General features: G+C 71.7%; 15 protein-coding genes. 8 read left to right on the top strand and 7 right to left on the bottom strand.

Going from position 1 to position 20,375, the window contains the following annotated elements:
• The first annotated feature begins 145 nt into the window (after window positions 1-145).
• The 3 genes from NE857_RS01640 to NE857_RS01630 all read left to right on the top strand — a co-directional run bounded on the left by NE857_RS01640 (window position 146) and on the right by NE857_RS01630 (window position 2,952).
• Window positions 146-1,174, top strand: a complete 1,029-nt coding sequence (locus NE857_RS01640) for an ATP-binding cassette domain-containing protein (protein WP_254419463.1) — start codon at window positions 146-148, stop codon at window positions 1,172-1,174.
• On the top strand, window positions 1,171-2,034 hold the full coding sequence (locus tag NE857_RS01635) for an ABC transporter permease (protein ID WP_254419462.1): 864 nt from the start codon (window positions 1,171-1,173) through the stop codon (window positions 2,032-2,034). The genes NE857_RS01640 and NE857_RS01635 overlap by 4 nt, the downstream gene beginning before the upstream one ends.
• Window positions 2,035-2,157: 123 nt before the next feature.
• A complete protein-coding gene (locus tag NE857_RS01630; RefSeq protein ID WP_254419461.1) occupies window positions 2,158-2,952 on the top strand; it encodes a TetR/AcrR family transcriptional regulator in 795 nt (264 codons plus the stop codon).
• Window positions 2,953-3,041: 89 nt separating this feature from the next.
• Here the strand turns inward: NE857_RS01630 and eda are convergent, their stop codons facing one another.
• The 3 genes from eda to zwf all read right to left on the bottom strand — a co-directional run bounded on the left by eda (window position 3,042) and on the right by zwf (window position 7,106).
• On the bottom strand, window positions 3,042-3,680 hold the full coding sequence (gene eda / locus NE857_RS01625; RefSeq protein ID WP_254419460.1) for a bifunctional 4-hydroxy-2-oxoglutarate aldolase/2-dehydro-3-deoxy-phosphogluconate aldolase: 639 nt from the start codon (window positions 3,678-3,680) through the stop codon (window positions 3,042-3,044).
• A gap of 91 nt (window positions 3,681-3,771) precedes the next feature.
• On the bottom strand, window positions 3,772-5,631 hold the full coding sequence (edd, locus tag NE857_RS01620; protein ID WP_254419459.1) for a phosphogluconate dehydratase: 1,860 nt from the start codon (window positions 5,629-5,631) through the stop codon (window positions 3,772-3,774).
• Window positions 5,628-7,106, bottom strand: coding sequence for a glucose-6-phosphate dehydrogenase (zwf, locus tag NE857_RS01615; protein WP_254419458.1), 1,479 nt, complete (start codon window positions 7,104-7,106; stop codon window positions 5,628-5,630). The genes edd and zwf overlap by 4 nt, the downstream gene beginning before the upstream one ends.
• Before the next feature lie 209 nt (window positions 7,107-7,315).
• On the opposite strand from zwf, the gene NE857_RS01610 reads away from it, so the two are divergent.
• From NE857_RS01610 to NE857_RS01600, 3 genes are all read left to right on the top strand, one after another.
• Window positions 7,316-8,503 carry an ROK family transcriptional regulator gene (locus tag NE857_RS01610; protein ID WP_254419457.1) on the top strand — a complete coding sequence of 396 codons (1,188 nt, stop codon included), beginning with the start codon at window positions 7,316-7,318 and terminating at the stop codon, window positions 8,501-8,503.
• A gap of 364 nt (window positions 8,504-8,867) precedes the next feature.
• On the top strand, window positions 8,868-9,551 hold the full coding sequence (locus NE857_RS01605) for a hypothetical protein (RefSeq protein ID WP_254419456.1): 684 nt from the start codon (window positions 8,868-8,870) through the stop codon (window positions 9,549-9,551).
• A 459-nt stretch (window positions 9,552-10,010) separates the two neighbouring features.
• Complete coding sequence (locus NE857_RS01600; protein WP_254419455.1) at window positions 10,011-11,636, top strand: LCP family protein; 1,626 nt, start codon at window positions 10,011-10,013, stop codon at window positions 11,634-11,636.
• Between the two features lie 258 nt (window positions 11,637-11,894).
• On the opposite strand, the gene NE857_RS01595 is transcribed toward NE857_RS01600, so the two are convergent.
• Entirely contained in the window at window positions 11,895-13,067 is a 1,173-nt protein-coding gene (locus NE857_RS01595) for a hypothetical protein (RefSeq protein WP_254419454.1), read from the bottom strand.
• 397 nt (window positions 13,068-13,464) lie between these two features.
• Window positions 13,465-14,280: a hypothetical protein gene (locus NE857_RS01590; RefSeq protein ID WP_254419453.1), complete on the bottom strand. Its 816-nt coding sequence runs from the start codon at window positions 14,278-14,280 to the stop codon at window positions 13,465-13,467.
• A gap of 316 nt (window positions 14,281-14,596) precedes the next feature.
• Here NE857_RS01590 and NE857_RS01585 point away from each other — a divergent pair, with 316 nt between their 5' ends.
• Complete coding sequence (locus NE857_RS01585; protein ID WP_254419452.1) at window positions 14,597-16,333, top strand: sensor histidine kinase; 1,737 nt, start codon at window positions 14,597-14,599, stop codon at window positions 16,331-16,333.
• A 152-nt stretch (window positions 16,334-16,485) separates the two neighbouring features.
• Here the strand turns inward: NE857_RS01585 and NE857_RS01580 are convergent, their stop codons facing one another.
• Together NE857_RS01580 and NE857_RS01575 are read right to left on the bottom strand one after the other, a co-directional pair.
• Window positions 16,486-17,931 (bottom strand): MFS transporter, encoded by a 1,446-nt coding sequence (locus tag NE857_RS01580; protein WP_254419451.1) that lies wholly within the window; start codon window positions 17,929-17,931, stop codon window positions 16,486-16,488.
• 50 nt (window positions 17,932-17,981) lie between these two features.
• Entirely contained in the window at window positions 17,982-19,178 is a 1,197-nt protein-coding gene (locus NE857_RS01575) for a M20 metallopeptidase family protein (RefSeq protein ID WP_254419450.1), read from the bottom strand.
• 100 nt (window positions 19,179-19,278) lie between these two features.
• Here NE857_RS01575 and NE857_RS01570 point away from each other — a divergent pair, with 100 nt between their 5' ends.
• Complete coding sequence (locus NE857_RS01570) at window positions 19,279-20,316, top strand: Lrp/AsnC family transcriptional regulator (RefSeq protein ID WP_254419449.1); 1,038 nt, start codon at window positions 19,279-19,281, stop codon at window positions 20,314-20,316.
• The last annotated feature ends 59 nt before the right edge of the window (window positions 20,317-20,375 follow it).

Here is a 20,375-nt window from a genome sequence, read left to right as displayed (position 1 = left end):
GGCGGGCGCCCTTCGTATTACCCATCCTGACCTGCGCAGACAGGAAACATCAGAAAACTTTAGGCCATAAGGAATTATCTGGCCGGGGTCGCGCGTTCTCTTTTCCGTACACCGTACTGTACGAAGTACGAACGGAAGGGATCCCATGGAATCCACACCCACCGCCGTCAGCGCGCGCGGACTCGGACGGAGGTTCAAGGACAAGTGGGCCCTGCGCGGGTTCGATCTGGCGGTCGGACGGGGCACCGTCCACGGACTGCTGGGGCCCAACGGCGCCGGGAAGTCCACGGCGGTCCGCGTGCTCACCACCCTGCTCCGCCCGCACGAGGGAACCGCCGAGGTCGCCGGGCACGACGTGGCGACCCAGGGCGCCCAGGTGCGCTACCGGATCGGACTGGTCGGCCAGAACGCCGCCGTCGACGAGATCCTCAGCGGCCGCCAGAACCTGGAGCTCTTCGGCCGCCTCTACCACCTGGGCGGCCGGGCGGCCGCCCGGCGGGCCGACGAGCTGCTGGAGCGCTTCGGCCTGTCCGACACCGGGAAACGCCCGGTCAGCACCTACTCGGGCGGGATGCGGCGCAGGCTCGACCTGGCCGCCGGGATGATCCTCAGCCCGCCCGTGATGTTCCTCGACGAACCCACCGTCGGCCTCGACCCGCGCGGGCGCGACGAGGTCTGGTCCGCCGTGCGCGACCTGATCGGCGGCGGTACGACCGTCCTGCTCACCACCCAGTACCTGGAGGAGGCCGACCAGTTGGCCGACCGGATCTCGGTGATCGACACCGGGCACGTGATCGCCGAGGGCACGCCCGCCGAGCTGAAGTCGAGGATCGGCGGCGACCGGATCGACGTGGTCGTGCACGACGAGCACGTCCTGGCCGAAGCCGCGGCCCTGGTGGAGCGGGCCACCGGGCACACCGTGCGTACCGCCCCGGAGGAGCGGCGGCTCAGCGCCGAGGTGGACGACCGCGCGGCCTCCCTGACCCGGGCCGTGCGTGCCCTGGACGAGAGCGGCGTGGCCGTGGCGGACGTGGTCCTGCGCAGCCCCAGCCTCGACGAGGTCTTCCTGCACCTGACCGGTTCCGGCACCGCCGCCGACACCAGCAGCGCCCCCGGTGCCAATCAGACCGGCGCGAACCAGCCCAGCTCCCACACCACGGAGGTCCAGCGATGAACGGTACAGCCCCGAACCCCGCACCGCCCGCCCTCCCGACCCTGCCCCCGGCCCAGCCGTCCGGTCCCCTGGCCCGGCTGGGCTGGGCGGGCGCCGACGGCTGGACCGTGGCCCGGCGCGACGTCCTGCACTGGCTGCGCCAGCCCTGGGAGCTGCTCTTCGGGCTGCTCTTCCCGGTCCTCATGGTGCTGATGTTCGTCTACCTGCTCGGCGGCGCCATGTCGGTGCCCGGCGGCGGGAACTACACCGAGTACCTCATGCCCGGCATGTTCGCGATGGTCATGGTGTTCGGCCTCGGCGAGACCGTCACCGCCGTGACCACCGACTCCACCCGCGGGGTCACCGACCGGTTCCGGTCGATGCCGATGGCCTCCTCCGCCGTGGTGGTGGGACGATGCCTGGCGGACATGCTCCGGTCCACGGTCACCCTGGTCATCCTGATCGGTTTCGGGATGCTGGTCGGCTGGCAGTGGCACGGGAGCGCGGGCGCGGCCCTGGCCGGGTTCGGGCTGCTGCTCCTGCTGCGGTTCGCCCTGGTGTGGATCGGCATCTACGTGGGCCTGGTGCTGCGCGGCCAGGGCGGTATCGCCGTCATCCAGACCCTGGAGTTCCCGATCGGCTTCCTGTCCAACGCCTTCGTGGCCACCGCGACCATGCCGCTGTGGCTGGGTACGGTCGCGGACTGGAACCCGATGTCCTCCACCGTGGCGGCCGCGCGCGAGCTGTTCGGCAACCCGGCGGCGGTCGGGGACTCCTGGATCACCCAGAACGCCCTCCTGATGGCGGTGGTCTGGCCGCTGCTGCTGGTCGCGGTGTTCGCTCCGCTGTGCGTGCACCGGTACCGCAACCTCAGCGGCTGACCCTTCCCCTGACGCTCGGCCCGTTTGGACTCGGCGCTGCCCCCGCCGACGCACCCCGGTGGCGGGTCCGTGCGGGCGTACACTGACCCGTACGCCCTACGGACCCACCACCAGGACGGACCGATGCCCCCGCAGCACAGCAAGAGTGGCGATCCCGCGCGCAGCCTGGCCCTGCTGTGGCGCACCCAGGAGCCCGCGAGCCGCCGCCGGGGCAGACCCGGACTGAGCGTCGACCGGATCGTGCTGGCCGCCACGGAGATCGCCGACGCCGAAGGGCTCGCCGCACTGTCCATGCGCCGGGTCGCCGAGGCCCTGGGGGTGGGCACGATGTCGCTGTACACCTACGTGCCGGGCAAGGGCGAGCTCATCGATCTGATGGTCGACGCCGCCTACGCCGACCTGGACTCCAGCGACCGTTCCGGCGGCTGGCGGGAGCGGCTGCGCCGGATCGCCAACGCCAACCGCGACCTCTACATCCGCCACCCGTGGATCCTCCAGACCATCACCACCCGTCTGCTCGGCCCGAACCTCATCGCCAAGTACGACCACGAGCTCTCCGCCGTGGACGGGCTCGGCCTGAGCGAGGTCGAGATGGACTCCACGGTCAACCTGGTCAACGGTTACGTGGAGAGCACCGCCCGGCAGACCCTGGGCGCGGAGCAGATCGCCCGGGAGTCGGGCATGGACGACGAGCAGTGGTGGCGGACCTACGACCCGCTGCTGGCCGCCCTGATCGACGACTCCCAGTACCCGGTCGCCTCCCGGGTGGGCTCCGCCGTCGGCGCCGCGCACCAGGCGGTCTACGACCCGGACCACGAGTTCTCCTTCGGCCTGGAACGGGTCCTGGACGGTGTTCAGGTGCTGGTCGACGCCCGCTCCGCCGCACACTCCCCGAGTCCCACGGGTGGATCCGCATGAAAAGACCCCCGGAATGGCTATGCAGAATTACGCATATCACTCCGGGGGCTTTCAAGGCCTCCCCTGGATGATCCGGACGGGGGAACCGGTCAGCGGGCCAGCGCCGCCGCCTCCCGGGCGAGCCCGGTGACCTGGTCCCAGCGGCCCTCACCGACCAACGCGGCCGGGGTCAACCAGCTGCCGCCCACGCAGCCCACGTTCGGCAGCGCGAGGTAGTCCGGGGCGCTCTCGGCGGTGATCCCGCCGGTCGGGCAGAACTTCAGCTGCGGCAGCGGACCGGTGAGGGACTTGAGGAACTTCGCCCCGCCCGACGCCTCCGCCGGGAAGAACTTGAGCTCTGTCAGCCCCAGCTCCAGCAGCGCCATCGCCTCGGACACCGTAGCCACCCCCGGCAGGGCGGGCAGCCCGGTGTCGGCCATCGCCCGGGCCAGCTCCGGGGTGCAACCGGGACTGACCAGGAAGCGCGCCCCCGCCTTTGCGGCGGCCCCGGCCTGCTCGCCGTTGACCACGGTTCCCGCGCCCACCACGGCCTCGGGCACCTCCTGGGCGATCCGCTCGATCGCGGACAGCGCCGCCGGGGTCCGCAGGGTCACCTCGATACCGGGCAGGCCGCCCGCGACCAGGGCGCGGGCCAGCGGCACGGCGTGCTCGACGTCCTCGACCACCACCACGGGCATGACCGGGGCGAGGTCGAGGACGTCCGCACCGGAGCGGGGGGTCGTCGTCATGGCTGTCTCCAAAGGCTCAATGGGAAAGGCTCGGCGGGAAGGAAAGAGTGCGACGGCTCGGCTCGCAACGGCCCGGCCAGGATCGCGCGGCTCAGTGGCCGAAGACCCCGGCGCCGCTCTCGGCCGGGCCGACCGCCCCGCGCAGGGCGGCGAAGAGCTCCCGGCCGGTCCCGGCGGAGGAGTCCACCGTGGGCCGGGCGTCCTCGCGGTCGCCCAGGTCGGCCAGGACCTCCAGTGTGCCCCGGGCCGCGTCCAACCGGATGACGTCGCCGTCGCGCACCCGGGCCAGCGGGCCGCCCGCTTCGGCCTCCGGTGAGACGTGGATGGCGGCGGGCACCTTGCCGGAGGCGCCGGACATGCGGCCGTCGGTGACCAGCGCGACCTTCTGGCCCCGGTCCTGGAGCACGGCAAGCGGCGGGGTGAGCTTGTGCAGCTCGGGCATGCCGTTGGCGCGCGGCCCCTGGAAGCGGACCACCGCGACGAAGTCCCCGGTCAGCTCACCGGCGGCGAAGGCCGTCTGGAGCTCGGCCTGGTCGGCGAAGACCTTCGCGGGGGCCTCCACCACGTGCCGCTCGGGCGCCACCGCGGACACCTTGATCACGGCGCGGCCGAGGTTGCCCTCCAGCATGCGCAGCCCGCCGTCGGGGGCGAAGGGGTCACCGGCCGGACGCAGCACCGTCTTGTCCGCGCTCTCGGCGGGGCCGTCCACCCAGATCAGCTCGCCGTCCTCGGTCAGCTGGGGCACCTGGCGGTAGCGGTCCAGCCCGGGGCCGGCGACCGTCCGGACGTCCTCGTGCAGCAGACCGGCGTCCAGCAGGGTGCCGATGAGGAAGGCCATGCCGCCCACCTCGTGGAAGCGGTTCACGTCGGCGGCACCGTTGGGGTACATGCGGGTGAGCAGCGGCACGGCCTCGGACAGCGCGGCGAAATCGTCCCAGGTGAGCTGGATCCCGGCGGCGCGGGCGATGGCGACCAGGTGCAGTGTGTGGTTGCTGGATCCGCCGGTGGCCAGCAGGGCGACCACGGCGTTCACGATCGCCTTCTCGTCGATCTGCTCGCCGACCGGGGTGTGGTGCTCGGTCAGGGCGGTCAGCCCGAGCACGCGGCGCCCGGCCTCCGCGGTGAGGGCCTCGCGCAGCGGGGTGCCGGGCTGTTCGAAGCTGGCCCCGGGCAGGTGCAGGCCCATGACCTCCATGAGCATCTGGTTGGAGTTGGCGGTGCCGTAGAAGGTGCAGGTGCCCGGCGAGTGGTAGGCGGCGGACTCGGCCTGGAGCAGCTCGCGGCGGTCGACCTTGCCCTCGGCGAACTGCTGGCGGACCCGGGCCTTCTCCTTGTTGGGCAGGCCGGAGTGCATCGGACCGGCGGGCACGAACGCCGTCGGCAGGTGCCCGAAGGACAGGGCGCCGATGAGCAGGCCGGGCACGATCTTGTCGCACACGCCGAGCATGAGGGCGCCGTCGAACATGTCGTGGGACAGGGCCACGGCGGCGGCCATCGCGATCACGTCGCGGCTGAACAGGGACAGCTCCATGCCCGCGCGGCCCTGGGTGATGCCGTCGCACATGGCGGGCACGCCGCCGGCGAACTGGGCGACGCCGCCCGCCTCGGCGACCGCCTTCTTGATGACGGCCGGGTAGGTCTCCAGCGGCTGGTGCGCGGAGAGCATGTCGTTGTAGGCGGAGACGATCGCCAGGTTGGGGGTGACGTCCCCGGCCAGGGAGAGCTTGTCGCCGACCCCGCAGGCGGCGAAGCCGTGCGCGAGGTTGGCGCAGCCCAGGGAGGTGCGGGCCGGGCCCTGGCCGACGGCCTCGCGGATGCGGGCCAGGTAGGCGGCGCGGGTGTCGGCGCTGCGCTCGGTCAGCTGCCGGGTGACCTCGGCGATCACCGGGTGGACGCTCGTCCGAGGTCCCGGGGTGCCGTTGTCGGAGGTGCTGGGGGTGTGCGCGGTCATGCCTGCTCCTCTTCGTGCCACGTGTTGCCGGTGCGGCCGATGAGCCGCTGTGCTCCTGCGGGACCGGAGCTTCCGGCGGGGTAGGTCTCGGGTGCGGTGCCGAGGCCCTGCCAGGCCTCGATGATCGGGTCCACCCAGCGCCACGCGGCCTCGACCTCGTCGCGGCGCATGAAGAGGGTGGAGTCCCCGGCCAACACGTCCATCAGGAGCCGCTCGTAGGCCTCGGGAGAGCGGGTGGCGAAGGTGTCGGCGAAACTGAGTTCCAGCGGTACCGGCCGCAGCCGCAGCGCACCGGCGCCGGGCGTCTTGGTCAGCATGGTGAGGTGTATGCCCTCGTCCGGCTGGAGGCGGATGACGAGGCTGCCCGCGCCGGACGCGGTGGCGGCTCCGGGGAAGATCGTGTGCGGGACGTCGCGGAAGCGGATGACGATCTCGGAGCGGGCGCGCTCCATGCGCTTGCCGGTACGCAGGTAGAAGGGGACCCCCGCCCACCGCCAGTTGGCGACCTCGGCGCGCAGGGCCACGAAGGTCTCGGTGTCGCTGACCGCCGGGCCGCCCGCCTCGTCCAGGTAGCCGAGGACGTCCTCGCCCTGAACCGTGCCGTTGGTGTACTGGCCGCGGACGGTGTGCTCGGCGATCTTGGCCGCGGGGATGGGTCTCAGGGACTGCAGGACCTTGAGCTTCTCGTCCCGGACGGCGTCGCGGTCGTAGCTGGCCGGGGGCTCCATGGCGGTGAGGCAGAGCAGCTGGAGCAGGTGGTTCTGCACCATGTCGCGCATGGCGCCGGAGGAGTCGTAGTAGCCGCGCCGACCGCCCACGCCGACCGTTTCGGCCGCGGTGATCTGCACGTGGTCGATCCACCGGGAGTTCCACAGGGGTTCGAGGAAGACGTTGGCGAACCGCAGCACGAGCAGGTTCTGCACGGTCTCCTTCCCCAGGTAGTGGTCGATCCGGTAGGTGCGGGACTCCGCGAAGACCGCTCCGACCTCGTCGTTCACGGCCTGGGCGGAGGCGAGGTCGCGGCCCAGGGGCTTCTCCATCACCACGCGGGACTCGGGGGTGACCAGCCCCGCGTCCTGGAGCCCCCGGCAGATGGCGCCGGAGATCATCGGCGGCACGGCGAGGTAGAAGACGCGGTCGCGGCCGGGTGTGAGCGCGGCGGCCAGGTCGGCCCAGCCGGAGGGGTCCCCGCCGACGTCGACGGTCACGTGGGAGAGGCGCCCGAGGAAGCGGCGCAGCACGTCGGGCTCGACGACCTGGACGGCGCTGTGGCCGCGGACGGCGGAGGCGGCCTTGTCGCGCAGGTCGGCGTCGGTGAGACCGTCCCGGGAGACCGCGACGACCCGGGTCTCCCCGCTCAGATGACCGTCGCGGTCCAGGAGGTAGAGGGAGGGGAGCAGTTTACGCATGGACAGGTCACCGGTTCCGCCGAAGACCACCAGGTCGGTGGGGCGGGGCGCGGGCTGCTGCGGCATTCGGTTGGCTCCTGCGGGAGGGAGTACGGAAGGGAGAGGAGAGGCGGGGGTGCCGGGCGGAGGGGACGCGGGGCCCTTGCCCGGGGGTCTTACGGCCTGGTTTCGACCCTAATCCCACTATGGTAAAAAGACCAGCACACTTCAGAACATTAATTTACATAAGTGAACGGCCTTCCAGGCGCCCCGCCGAGTGAATGGTTCAATGAGGCATGGCCAGAACCCCCGGACGCTTGTCCTCCACCGCCACCAGCGGCCACATCCTGGAGATGATCCGCACCGGCAGCGCCACCAGCCGCTCCGAGATCGCCCGGGCGACCGGGCTGTCCCGCCCGTCCGTGGCGCTGCGGATCACCGAACTGATCGAGGGCGGTCTGGTGACCGAGGGGACCCGCGCCGCCTCCAGCGGCGGCCGACCGCCCACGCTCCTGGAGTTCAACGCCGCCAGCGGACTGATCCTCACCGCCGCCCTGGGTATGGCCCGCAGCCAGGCCGCCGTGTGCGACCTCGACGGGCGGGTGCTCCTGCGCACCCCCGGCTCACCCCAGATGGAACAGGGCCCCGACGCCACTGTGCCCTGGCTCCTGGACACCTGGTCCGAGCAGGTCCGCGAGCTGGGCCGCTCCCCCGAGGACGTCCGCGGCGTCGGCATCGGCCTGCCCGGCACGGTGGAGTTCCACGCCGGACGGGCGGAGGACCGCCCCTTCCTCGGCAAGTGGGCGGGCGTGGCTCTGGGCCCGCTGGTCGCCGAGCGCTTCCCCGTCCCGGTGACCGTGGACAACGACGTGAACGTGATGGCGCTGGGCGAGCACATCGCGGGCGGGCACGGCCACACCGACGACATGGTGTTCGTGAAGGCCTCCACCGGAATCGGCGCCGGCCTCGTCTCCGGCGGCAACCTGCTGCGCGGCGCCCTGGGGGCGGCCGGAGAGATCGGCCACATCCCCGTGCGCGACGGCGGCGGCCTGCCGTGCCGCTGCGGCAACACCGACTGCCTGGAGGCGGTGGCGGGTGGGCGCCGCCTGCTGGTCCGCGCGGCCGAACAGGGGAGGGAGGCCGCCGGGATCAAGGAGCTGGTGGCGCTGGCCGCGGAGGGCGACCCGGTGGCGGTCACCCTGGTGCGGGAGGCCGGCCGGCGGCTGGGCGAGGCGCTCGCGGGCGCGGTCAACCTGCTCAACCCGGAGCTGATCGTGCTCGGCGGCGACCTGTCCGAGGCCTACGACCACCTGGTGGCGGGCGTGCGCGAGGTGGTCTTCCAACAGTGCACCGCCCTGGCCACCCGGCAGCTGCGGATCGTGGCGAGCACCCTGTGGGACGACGCCGGGGTGCGTGGCTGCGCGGCCATGGTCAGCGAGGAGATCCTCTCCCCGGAGGCCGTGAACAAACTCCTGGCCGGATAGGGCGCGGGCGAGGGCCGGGAAGAGCCCGGAGAAGGGCTCCGGAGGGAACAGACAAGGGCGGGCGGAGCGAGCCGTTGTCCACAGGCTGTGGACAACGGCGTTTACCCGGATCGAGGCCGGGCAAGCGGTAGAAGAGGGCGAATCCCCACGACCATGCCCATACCCGCCCTGACCTGTGCGGGCGCCGTTTCCACGAGCGCCCGGTTCGTCATGACACTTGACAACAAGTACTGATCTGCCGAATAGTCACGCACCCGAGTACCGCCTGGTACTCGCCCGCCCTCCGTCACCCCGCACCAGTGCCCCCACCAACCCCGTGGCCATGTCCCGTGCGGACCACCGCCCGGAAAGGTCTCCCGTACACATGCTCGACAACACCGTCGTGCTGGTCGTGATCGGCGCCAGTATCAGCCTCGTCACCAGCGTGGTCGTGACCGCGCTGCACGCCCGCCAGATCCGCCGCGCCGAACTGCGCACCAGCACGCGCACCTCCGCCCGCAACCTCACCAGCGCCTTCATCGCGGAGCGCGACGGCACCGCGGACGACACGGACTTCCTGCGCGAGTCGGAGCTCACGGTCATGTCCATGACCGACCGCAAGACCCGCGAGCGGCTCAGCGCCGTCGTCCGCCTGCTGCGCGAACACGACCTCCCCGAGGTCGAGCAGCTCAGCGGGGTCAGCGCCACCAGCGCCAAGCGCGTCCTGTGTGACCACGCCCTGGACGTCCTCGGCGCCCACCTGCGCTCGGACCGCTTGCCCGAGGTACCCGCCGTGATGCGCAAGCTGCTCAGCGTGGAGGAGGAGGCCCTGAGCATTCACTCCGGCGAGGCCCCCAAGCCCAGCGCGCCGATCGAGAAGAGCCCGGTCACCCCGCGCCCGCGCCACACCGGTACCGCCAAGAGCCCCGGTAGCGGCGGCACCGCCCGCAAGACCACCAAGAGCACCAAGACCGCCGCCAAGCCGACCGGCAAGAGCGGCGGGCGCACCACCACCGCCACCACCGAGGAGGAGGATCCGAAGAAGGAGAGCACCTTCTGGGACGACTGATCCCACAGGCGACAACGCTGGATATGTGCGGCGAAGGGTGCTTCAGCGCCAAGAACCCGCGTATCACCGGCGGGTCAGAAGTGATTCCCTCGGGTACGGATGAGACAGTCGGAGAGGAAAGCCTCAGGCGACTTCCACCCGGCGAAGGAATTGTGCGGCGCAATTGTGGTCAGGAACCGCGCGCATGGACAACCCGAACGCGCACTCGAAGAGAACTTCACCTAGGATCACTGCCACGCGTGGGTTCCGGCGTCCTCGGCAACCCCTGTCCGCCGGTGTCCCGGCTTTCCACACGGACTCGACACACCCCCTCGGCGACTTTTCGGTCAGGATTCCGGTCTGCCCGCGCCCTTCCCCCGCGCGACCTCCGCCCTCACCCGGACACGGACGCGTGACCCAACCGGGTCGGTGTCCGGCCGTTGGCACACCCAGCCGTCCGAACTCACCGAGATTGTCACGATGCCCGCTGACGAGAACTCCGCCGACTCCGGCGCGGACCACACACCAGACGAGACCCCCGAGCCCGATCCCCGGCCTGAGGGGGCTGAGGGGGATCCCGCCGAGCAGGACGCAGAGCAGGACAGGACGGACGGGGACTCCGCCGAGACCGGGGCCGACGGGCCGGACGGGCCGGACGGGCCGGAGACCGTCGTCAACGACGTCGACACGCCGGTCGAGACCACAGCGGACCGCCCGGCGGAGAGCGCCGAGGACAGCCCGGCAGAGACCACCGCGGACCGCCCGGCGGAGAGCGCCGAGGACACTCCGGCAACCGCTGCGGAGGGCCCGGAAAGCAGCGAACCGAACGCTCAGGAGTCGGGCACCGGAGAACCGGACGCCGAGCCCCCGGCTGCCACGGCCACCGCCGTGGGGAACAAGCGCAAGCGGAGCCGACTGCGCCGGGTCGTCCTGTGGACCGCCGCGTCCCTGGCGCTGATCATGCTCGCCGGGGTGGGCACCGCCTACGGCTACTACTACTCCCTGCGCTCGGGCATGGTGCAGCACGACATCGGTTCGCTGCTCAGCGAGGATGAGCGGCCGGACAAGATCAGCGACGCGGTCAACATCCTCTTCATCGGCTCGGACGGTTTCGAGGAGGACAGCCCCGCCTACTCCACGGAGTTCGAGGGCGAGCGCTCCGACTCCCTGATGCTCGCGCACATCTCCCCGGACAACCGCGTCTCGGTGATCAGCTTCCCGCGCGACTCCCTGGTGCAACTCCCCCAGTGCGACGCCTACGGGCAGGCCGACGGCACCTACGGCTACTTCGGCATGATCAACACCGCGCTGTACCACGGCGGCCCGCCCTGCGTGATCCGGACCATCGAGACACTCACCGACATTCGGGTCGACCACTTCGTCCACCTGAGCTTCGCCAGCTTCCGCGACGTCGTGGACGCCATCGGCGGGGTGGACATGTGCATCCCCGAGCCGATGCAGGACCGGCGCGCCAAGCTCGACCTCGACGCCGGGGAACAGACCCTCGACGGCGAGCAGGCCCTGGCCTTCGTCCGCGCCCGGTACGAGATCGGCGACGGCGGCGACATGGGGCGCATCGACCGGCAGCAGATGTTCCTGGCCGCCCTCGCCGACCAGGCGACCAGCGGCGACGTGCTCAGCAGCCCGACCAAGCTCAACGGCATCCTCCAGGCGGTGGCCCAGCACAGCGCCACCGACCGGGAGCTGACCCTGGACCGGATGCTCTCCATCGCGGTCACCATGGCCGACGTGGACCTGTCCGACATCGAGTTCCACACCGTTCCCTGGTACCAGGCGCCCTACGACCCCAACCGGGTCATGTGGAACGAGGAGGACGCCGGAGAGCTGTTCGCCGCCGTGCGCGAGGACCGCCCGCTGCCCGCGCTGCTCGCCGCCGACGACGCCACCGTCCCGCAGGAGCCGCCGACGGCCGAGCCCACCCCGGCCGACCCGTCCGCGCTGGAGGAGGGCACCGAGGGGCCCACCGAAGGCCCCGCCGAGACCGAGGCCAACCCCTCCGCCCGCCCGGGCGAGGGCCGTGACGCCACCTCCAACCCCTGCCAGGACGGCCTGGGCTTCGGCACCGGCGAGGACGACGGCTGGTAGACGGACCGGAAAGCGCCCGACACGAGGAGGAGGCCCCCGCCGCGAAAACTCGCGGCGGGGGCCTCCTCATGCCCCTGGCAGGGCGTGTACGCCCCCAGCAGGGCGGGTGCCTCGGGCGGCGGGGACGCTTCCGTCCCGCTGGTACGCGCCGGAGAACCCCCACAGTTCCCACCGGCGCCTCGGTCAACGGGGGTGGTCCCGCTCACCGCCCGAGGCGTGGTGCGCCCGCCACGACCGACGGGCGCACGTTCTCGGTGACTAGCTGACGAAAACCGGGGCGAAGAGCTGCTCAACGGCAAGGGGCAGCTCGACCGGCAGCTCCGCGGGCAGGTCGAAGGGCAGGTCACCCGCGGGCAGCTCCTCGGCGAGGGGCAGGGTGGCGACCTCGGGCTCGCCCAGCTCGGGCAGGCCCTGGACGCCGATCAGGTCGCCGCCGGGGGTCTCCGGCAGCGCGTTTTCGGACAGCACGGTACCGACCAGGTCCGCGTCAGTAGCGGACAGCGGCAGGGTCTCCTCGGCCCCCAGGTCCTCGAGGCCCAGACCGTCAACCCCGTCGCCGAGGTCCCCGAGGGTGCTGTCGACGGCGTCCACGACGGCACCGACGACCTCGAGGTCCTCGGGGGCGTTCATCGGCAGGGTGCCCTGGAGGTCCTGCGGCAGCAGGGTGGTCACCCCGCCGGTGAGGTCGGCGTTCTCACCGGCGTCCAAGCCCACCGGGTCGCTCATCGGGACGGTCTCGCCCAGCTGGGCGACGTCCAGGTCGTCCAGGCCGACCACGCCCAGGCTGGGCTCGTGCAGACCGGTCCCGGCGCGGCTGCCCAGTTCGGTGACGGTGTCGTCGACGACGGCCGCGCCCTGCTCCAGGTTGATCGGGGAGGCGGGCGCGCTCATCGGGAGGGTTCCGCCGCCCAGGGGCAGACCGCCGCCGTCCAGGGCCAGACCGTCGAGCAGGCCGGTCCCGCCGAGCAGGTCAGTCCCGCCGAGCAGCATGGACAGGGGGTCGACCGCGCCGCCGGTGTCGCTGAGCGGCAAGGTGTCGGTGGCGGTGCCCAGGTCGAGCGGTCCGACGTTGGCGGCGTTGTCCTCGCCGGTCCGCAGCGGGGCGTCCGTGGACAGCGTGTCCGTGGAGACGGTGTCACCGACGATCGACCCGACGGGGTCGCTCTGGTGCTGGACCTCGGCGGACTGGTGCTGGAGCTCGGGCTGGGCGGAGAGCTCGCCGGGCTGGACCTTGACGAGGTCGCCGAGGGGCGTGGTGACGCCTTCGGTCAGGGCGGTGGGGACCTGGTTGTGCAGGTCGCCCAGGGGGAGGCCGTCCGTGACACCGCCGAGCGTGTCGGCACCGGCGATACCGGCGCCGAGGGCGACGAATCCGGCGGTGCCGGCGGCCAGCAGCAGGGTCCGAGCTGAGGAACGGGCGGTGTGGAACATGTGAGTCCTTCCGGAGTGTGCGTGTGTTCGGTTCATGGGGGGCGCGACGGAGCGGGTGTCGTGCCCCGTCGCGCCGGACCGTTTCCCTGGCCAGGGGAGGCCGGTCCTGAGGGTGGTACGGGCGAGCTCTCCGGTCGGTGAACCCGTGCGCCCCTGGTGGGGGCGGGTGGGTTCGATCCGGATTCAGTCGGTCGGTCTGGCGGACCACCGGCTGACGTGAACCTCGCGGTCGAGGTGCGGGGCTCACGTCAGCCCCCAGAAGTCACCGGGAAGGCTGGTGCGGCTGGGAACGGGTGCGGCTGGAGAAACCGTGCCGGGTCGGTCGCGTGCGGCGCGCTGGAGCTCAGAAGCCGGACAGAGCAGGACCGGGGCGCGGGACGCGGATCCGGTGGGTGCGCTAGTCCGGGGAGAAGGTCGGCTCGTCGGCGGACTCGGCGGGCACCGAGCGCAGGACGTGCCGGGCGGCCTCGAACAGGCCGGGGGCGGGCGCCGGGGCGCCGGTGACGGGCAGGAACCCGGCCACGGCGGGCGCCGGAGCGCTGCCGCCGATGGCGGGGGCGGTGCCGCTCGCCACGGTGTTGACGGTGTCGGCGCCGCGGAGGCCGGTGTCACCGGCCGTGCCGCGCTCGGCCGAAACCGAGCCCTGGTCAGCGGAGGCGCTCTGCTCCCGCACCGAGCTCAGGGCCTGGGCGGCGGGCTCTTCGGCCACCGCCACGACCTCTTCGGAGGTCCGCGCCCGGCTTTCGCCGTCCTCGCGGGCTTCGTCGTAAGCGGCGTCGCCGTCGGCCTCCGGAGCGGGAGCGGTGACCTGCTCGGGCACCGGGGCGACGAATTCGGGAAGCTGTTCGGGGCTCGGCAGGGAGGTCTCCCGGACCGCGTCACGGACGTGCTGCACGGGGTCGGCCGCCTCGGTCTCGACCGCCTGCGCGGCCTCCGAGGCACCGTCCACCGCCTTCGCGGCGTGCTCACCGACGGTGGTGACGGCCCCGCTGATAGACCCGCCGAGGTTCTGAGTGCTCTCCACGAGCCCGCCCGAAAGGGCGTTCCCGGGCCCCGACAGCTCCGCGGAGTGCGCGGGAGCGGCGGAGGCGAGCCACACGGTGAACAGGATCCCGGTGAGCAGACCGACCAGCGTCAGGGCCCGTCGGAGTGGTTCCGGGCACACGGCGGGACGGACGCCTGTGGCGCCGACCGTACCGTGGTATCCAGACACCGGGGGTTTCCTTCCGCCGTGTGGGCCGGTCCGCTCCGGCGAAGTACCGAAGGGACGACAAGCTCATGGGGGTCATGTGAATGGCACCGGAAAAACCGGGATCCGGGTGCCCGACGCGAGGCCAGAGAGGCCTTCGTGCGCCGACTGACCGTGACGTTAGCATGAATTACCGGGCCGCTGTCCTCGATTCCAGAGGAATTCCCAGCCCCTCGGACAAGCTTACGAGCAGCCAGATGTGGCAAATCGGGAAAAAACCAACGACAATTCATCCAATAGTCCTCAACCCCTCAACGGCTCTGCGGAGGTTGAACCACACATGACCGAGATCCCCCAGAGCCACCGGTTGTCCCCGAAGCCCCTGGACGAGCTCCTCGCGGAGGTGCATTCCCAGATGAACCCGGGGCTCTCCGCCCAGGGAAGGGTGCACTCTCTGCTTCAGGCGGTCCTGGACATCGGTGGCGACCTGGACCTGGCGACCGTGCTGCGTCGGCTCACGGAGGCCGCCGCACACCTGGCCGAGGCCAGGTTCGCCGGGCTGGGTGTGATCGGTGAGGACGGCAGTTTCACCGAGTTCATCCCGGTCGGGTTCACCCAGGCCCAGGCCGAGCGGATCAGCCGCTTCCCCTACGGCAAGGGCGTGCTGAGCACCCCACTGCACGAACGGGCCCCGGTCCGCCTGCCCGACCTGCGCGAACACCCGGACTTCAGCGGTTTCCCGGAGGGCCACCCGGGGATGTCGAGTTTCCTCGGAGTGCCGATCCAGGTGCGCGGCGAAATCTTCGGCAACCTCTACCTGACCGAGAAGCAGAACGGCGGGGAATTCGACGAGGAGGACGAGACCATCGTCACCGCGCTGGCCACCGCCGCCGGTGTGGCGATCGAGAACGCCCGCCTGTACGAGGAGACCCGGCTGCGCGAGCGGTGGCTGGGCGCCACCACCGAGATCACCACCCGGCTGCTGTCGGGGGCCGACACCGACGAGGTACTGGCCTACTTGGCGGCGCAGGCCAGGGAGATCGGCGGCGCGGACACGGCGGTGATCATGCTGCCGGACCCGCACGCGCGCGGGCACCTGTTCGCGGAGATCGCGGACGGCCCGATCGCCCAGGAGATCCTGGGGACCCCGGTGGACATCCACGACTCCGCCTGCGGGTGGGTGTACGAGTCAGGCGAGGCCACGGCCATTCCCGACCTGCGGCAGGCCAACTGCCCGATGCTCACCCACCGCGGGTACGGGCCTGGTCTGCTGGTGCCGCTGGGCACCCCGGGGAACACCCGCGGGGTCCTCCTGCTCGGCAAGCTCTCCGAGCGGGCACCCTTCGACGGCAACATCAGGCGCATGCTGCACGCCTTCTCCGTGCAGGCCGGGGTGGCGCTGGAACTGGCCGAGGCACGGAGGGACAGCGAGCGGATCGTGGTCCTGGAGGAACGGGACCGGATCGCCAAGGACCTGCACGACGTGGTGATCCAGCGGCTGTTCGCCTCCGCGATGACCCTGATGAGCACGGTCCGGCTGATCAACTCCCCGGAGGCCGAGGAGCGGGTCCAGCGCACCATCGACGAGCTGGACAGCACGATCCGCGAGATCCGCTCGACCATCTTCGACCTGCAGAACCCGCCGAGCCGGCGGGACACCTCCCTGCGCGGGCGGATCCTGCGGCTGGCGGAGAACACCGCGCACAGCCTGGGCTGCCATCCGGGGGTGAGCCTGGACGGGCCGATCGACGCGTCCGTGCCCGACGAGGTGGGCGAGCAGCTGCTGGCGGTCCTGGGCGAGGGTCTGACCAACGTCGCCCGGCACGCCCGGGCCACGGAGGTGCACGTCTCGGTGACGGTGGAGGAGACATCGGTGACCGGTCGTCCGACCACCCTGACCCTCACCGTCACCGACAACGGCGTGGGGCTGCCCGAGGAGGGCCGCCGCAGCGGCCTGCGCAACCTGGACCAGCGCGCCCGGGCCCTGGGCGGCGGGTTCAGCGCGGGCAGGGGCGAGGGCGGCGGCACCGTCCTGGTGTGGAAGGTGCCGGTGTCGGTACCCGACCCGGAGGTCTGAGACGGCGGGCGCGGAGGTCCGGACTCGGAATCCTGAGCCGGGGGTTCACCGCCGAACGGGGCTGTCCACAGTCTGTGGACAGCCCCGTCGACACCGGCGCACGGGTCGACACCGGCGCGCCGTTGGGCGCGCCGTTCGGCGCGGTGCTTCGGTCAGCGCGGCGCCTGGGGCGTCCTTCCGGCCAGGAAGGCCGTACCGAGGGCGAGCAGTGCCACTCCCGCCCACACCCCCTGGTAGGCGATGAGCTGGGGTTCGTCGGTCCCGGCCGCCAGGAAGTAGCCGAGCGCCCCGGCCGAGACCGCCCCGCCGATGCTCCCGCCGAGGGTCTTCAGGTTGTTGAACACCGCCGAAGCGCTCCCTGCCCGGTCGGCCGCACTGGCCTCGACCACCAGTGTGGGCAGCGCGCCCAGCGCCAGACCGCAGCCCAGCCCGACCGCGGCGAACGACGCCAGGAACGACCAGAGGACCGCCCAGGAGAACACCAGGCCCAGGGTTCCAGCCGCCATCAGCACGAAGGCGAGGAACACGGTCCTGCGGTAGCCCAGGCGCGTGGCCACCGGCGCGATCGTGCTGGCGCCGACGAAGGCCAGGACCGTGGGTGCGGTCACCGCCAGGGAGATCGCCATGACCCCCAGTCCGAACCCGTACCCGGCGGCTTCCGGTGCGGTCGCCAGGTACATCACGATGACACTCTGACCGCCCAGCATCACCACTCCCAGGGTCGCCCCCGCGGCGTACTGGGGCGCGACCGCGGCCGAGGCGACGGCCCGCAGGTCCACGAGCGGCTGCTCCAAGCGCAGTTCCACCCGGATCCACACAGCGAACAGCACCGCGGCCGCCGCGACCCCGCCGAGGAAGACCGGAGAGGTCCAGCCCCAGTGGTTGCCCTGGGAGATGGATCCCAGCAGGGCGACCAGGGAGAGGCCGAGGAGAACGCCGCCGAGCCAGTCCATACCGCCCCCGGCCCGGTTCCGGGATTCGGGGACGCGGAAGTAGGACAGTCCGAGGCAGGCGAGGGCGAGTACCGCGAGCAGGCCGAGCGTCACCCGGACGTCACCGACCAGGCTCTGCACCACACCCGCCACCAGCGTTCCCAGGAGCATACCGAGGGTCAGCGAACCGACCAGCAGGCCGATGGCCCGGCGGCTCTGTGCGGGCGCCAGCCGGTCCCGGACGAGCCCGATCTCCAGAGGCAGCAGCGCGGCGAGCGGGCCGAGCAGGATCCGGCCGAGGAGCAGGACGGTGAGATTGGGCGCGAGGGCCACGACCACACTGCCGGCGGCGATGAACAGCAGAGTGATCCGAAGCATCCGCCGGTACCCGTAGAGGTCGCCGAGGCGCCCGAAGACGGGGACGCTGACCGCCGCCGCCAGGTACTGGACGGCGTGCACCCAGTGGAGCTGGGCGCTGGGGATGTCCAGCTCCGCCTGGATAGCGGGCAGCAGGGGGCTGGTCGCGCCCTGAAGCAGACCGCTGGTCAGTTCGAAGAAGACCAGCAGACCGACCACGGCGACCACACCGGTGACCGTGTGCTCCGCGGCGCCCGTCTTCTCAGCCGCACCGGTTCTCTCGGCCGAATCCGGACTGCGTTCACTCACGAGCCGCGCCTTTCTGTGCGTGGGGGTGGGGTGGGGGTGGGGGTGGGGGTTCAGGAAGTCCTGGCCAGGCGGCGGACCGCGAGCTCGGCCAGGAGGGCGGCCTGTCGGGGCAGAACCGCGTCGTCGAAGCGGGCCTGCGGCGCGTGGTTGGCCGGCGCGGCGGTCGGATCGGTGCCCTCGGGGACGGCGCCGAGCAGGAGCATCGATCCGGGCACCTCACGCAGTACGAACGAGAAGTCCTCGGACCCGGCGACGGGGACGGGGGAAACGAACCCGCTGTGCTCACCGAACAGCTCGTGTGCGGTCTCCATCGCGAAGACCGCCTCGGTGTCATCGTTGACGGTGGGCGGGTACTGGACTTCGTAGTCGATCTCGGCGGTCAGCCCGTGGGCCGCCGCGATGCCCTGGACCAGGGCCGGGACGCGCTCCTGGAGGAGGGCGTGGTTGGTGTCCGAGAAGCTGCGCACGGTCGCCTCGAACTCGGCTCCGGCCGGGATCACGTTGCCCTGCGAACCCGCGCTGAGCTTGCCGACGGTGATGACCACCGGGTCGAAGACGTCGTAGGTGCGGGTCACGTGGTTCTGGAGGGCGGTGACCATTTCGCAGATCGCGGGGACCGGGTCCTTTGCGGTGTGCGGGGTGGAGCCGTGGCCGCCGACCCCGCGCACGGACACCTTCACGGCGTCCGAGGCACTCATGACCACACCGGACTTGGTGGCGAGGATCCCCTGGGGAAGTGTGTTCGCGGCGACGTGGATGGCGTAGGCGGCGTCCAGGGGCTTGCCCGCGGCGTCCAGCACCCCCTCCTCGATCATCTTCGGGGCGCCGCTGTAGCCCTCCTCCCCCGGCTGGAACATGAACACGACGTCGCCGTGCAGCTCCCCGCGCATCTCGCAGAGGATCTTCGCGGCGCCGACCAGCCCGGCGACGTGCAGGTCGTGCCCGCAGGCGTGCATACGGCCGTCAATGGTCGAGGCGTAGTCGACCCCGGTGTCCTCCTGGACCGGGAGGGCGTCCATGTCACCGCGGAGCAGGACGGCACCGCCTGGCCTGCCGCCCCGCAGGACGGCGGTCACCGAGGTGAGCCCACGGCCGACGTCGAGTTCCAGGGGCAGCCCGTCGAGCGCGGCCAGGATCCGGCCCTGGGTGAGGGGCAGGTCCAGCCCGAGTTCGGGCTCGCGGTGCAGGGCCCTGCGCAACTGCACCATCTCCTCGCGGAACCGCTCCGCACGCTCGACCATCAGCATCCCGGCCTGCCTTCCCTCGTGTGCTTGTGCAGGTCAGAATGGGGCCAGAGCTTCAAAAAGGGCTGCAAAAAGCAGGAAAATCTCAGGGGGGAGGTGAAAAGTGCCGGAAAACCGCATGCTCGACGACGTGGACCAGCAACTCGTCCACGCCCTCCAGATTTCCCCCCGCGCCCCCTGGTCGCTGGTCAGCGACGTGCTGGGGATCGACGCGGTGACCGCCGCCCGGCGCTGGCAGCGGCTGGTGGACTCCGGTGCGGCCTGGGTGAGCGCGGCGCCCGGCACGGGGATGAGCGGTCAGGGAAAGGGCTGCCTGGCGTTCGTGGAGGTGGACTGCGTGAGCGGGGCCCTGCTCGACGTCGCCCGGGCCTTCACCGCACTGCCCTACGTGGCCACGGTCGAGCACGTCACCGGTGACCGGGACCTGATCCTGACGGTGATGCTGGAGGACGTGGGCACACTGTCGCGGTGGGTGGTGGGCCAGCTGGACACGATGGCGGGGGTGCGGTCCAGCCGCACCCACGTGGCCGGGGCGGTGTTCACCGAGGGCAGCCGTTGGCGGCTTCGGGCCCTCGACCCCCGGCAGGCGGAACGGATCGCCAGGGAGCTCCCCGCGGCCGAACCGGCCGGAGATCCCGACGCCCTGGACCGGAAGCTGACGGTGGCGCTCTCCGTCGACGCGCGCGCTTCCTACACGGCCCTGGCCCAGGACTGCGGGAGCACACCGGACACCGTGCGCCGCAGGGTGCGTCGGCTGTTCGCCTCCCGGGTGGTCCAGGCCCGCTGCGAGGTGTCGCGGCCGCTGTCGGACTGGCCGATCGCGGTGATCGTGTGGGCGCAGCTGCCGCCGGACCAGATCACCGAGGCGGCGCAGAGGATCAGCAGTATGCGCGAGGTGCGGCTGTGCGCGGGAGTGACCGGTCGGCACAACCTGATGGTGGCGGCGTGGAGCCGGTCGGTGGAGGACGCCCAACGGTTCGAGGCGGAGCTCGTGCGGACCGCGCCCAAGCTGGTGGTGGGGGACCGTTCGATCGCGCTGTGGCCGATGAAGCTCAGCGGTCACCTGCTCGACCAGAACGGTTTCCGGACCGGGATGGTGCCGGTGAACCCGTGGGACGTGGACACGGGGATGGAGCGGTGAACCGGGTGCCCGGGGCGGGGCGGTGCCGGGCGCACGGTGCTCAAGGTGACCAACACCGG

The sequence above is a fragment of the Nocardiopsis exhalans genome (assembly GCF_024134545.1).
Taxonomy (GTDB): domain Bacteria; phylum Actinomycetota; class Actinomycetes; order Streptosporangiales; family Streptosporangiaceae; genus Nocardiopsis; species Nocardiopsis exhalans.
This window is presented reverse-complemented; position numbering and strand designations above follow the sequence as displayed.

Bases quoted from the DNA above. Each gene is read 5' to 3' on its own strand.
- eda (WP_254419460.1), bottom strand. From the start codon at position 3,680: ATGACGACGACCCCCCGCTCCGGTGCGGACGTCCTCGACCTCGCCCCG.
- NE857_RS01595 (WP_254419454.1), bottom strand. From the start codon at position 13,067: ATGTTCCACACCGCCCGTTCCTCAGCTCGGACCCTGCTGCTGGCCGCC.
- NE857_RS01575 (WP_254419450.1), bottom strand. From the start codon at position 19,178: ATGCTGATGGTCGAGCGTGCGGAGCGGTTCCGCGAGGAGATGGTGCAG.
- edd (WP_254419459.1), bottom strand. From the start codon at position 5,631: ATGACCGCGCACACCCCCAGCACCTCCGACAACGGCACCCCGGGACCT.
- NE857_RS01600 (WP_254419455.1), top strand. From the start codon at position 10,011: ATGCCCGCTGACGAGAACTCCGCCGACTCCGGCGCGGACCACACACCA.
- NE857_RS01610 (WP_254419457.1), top strand. From the start codon at position 7,316: ATGGCCAGAACCCCCGGACGCTTGTCCTCCACCGCCACCAGCGGCCAC.
- NE857_RS01635 (WP_254419462.1), top strand. From the start codon at position 1,171: ATGAACGGTACAGCCCCGAACCCCGCACCGCCCGCCCTCCCGACCCTG.
- NE857_RS01640 (WP_254419463.1), top strand. From the start codon at position 146: ATGGAATCCACACCCACCGCCGTCAGCGCGCGCGGACTCGGACGGAGG.
- NE857_RS01630 (WP_254419461.1), top strand. From the start codon at position 2,158: ATGCCCCCGCAGCACAGCAAGAGTGGCGATCCCGCGCGCAGCCTGGCC.
- NE857_RS01605 (WP_254419456.1), top strand. From the start codon at position 8,868: ATGCTCGACAACACCGTCGTGCTGGTCGTGATCGGCGCCAGTATCAGC.
- zwf (WP_254419458.1), bottom strand. From the start codon at position 7,106: ATGCCGCAGCAGCCCGCGCCCCGCCCCACCGACCTGGTGGTCTTCGGC.
- NE857_RS01585 (WP_254419452.1), top strand. From the start codon at position 14,597: ATGACCGAGATCCCCCAGAGCCACCGGTTGTCCCCGAAGCCCCTGGAC.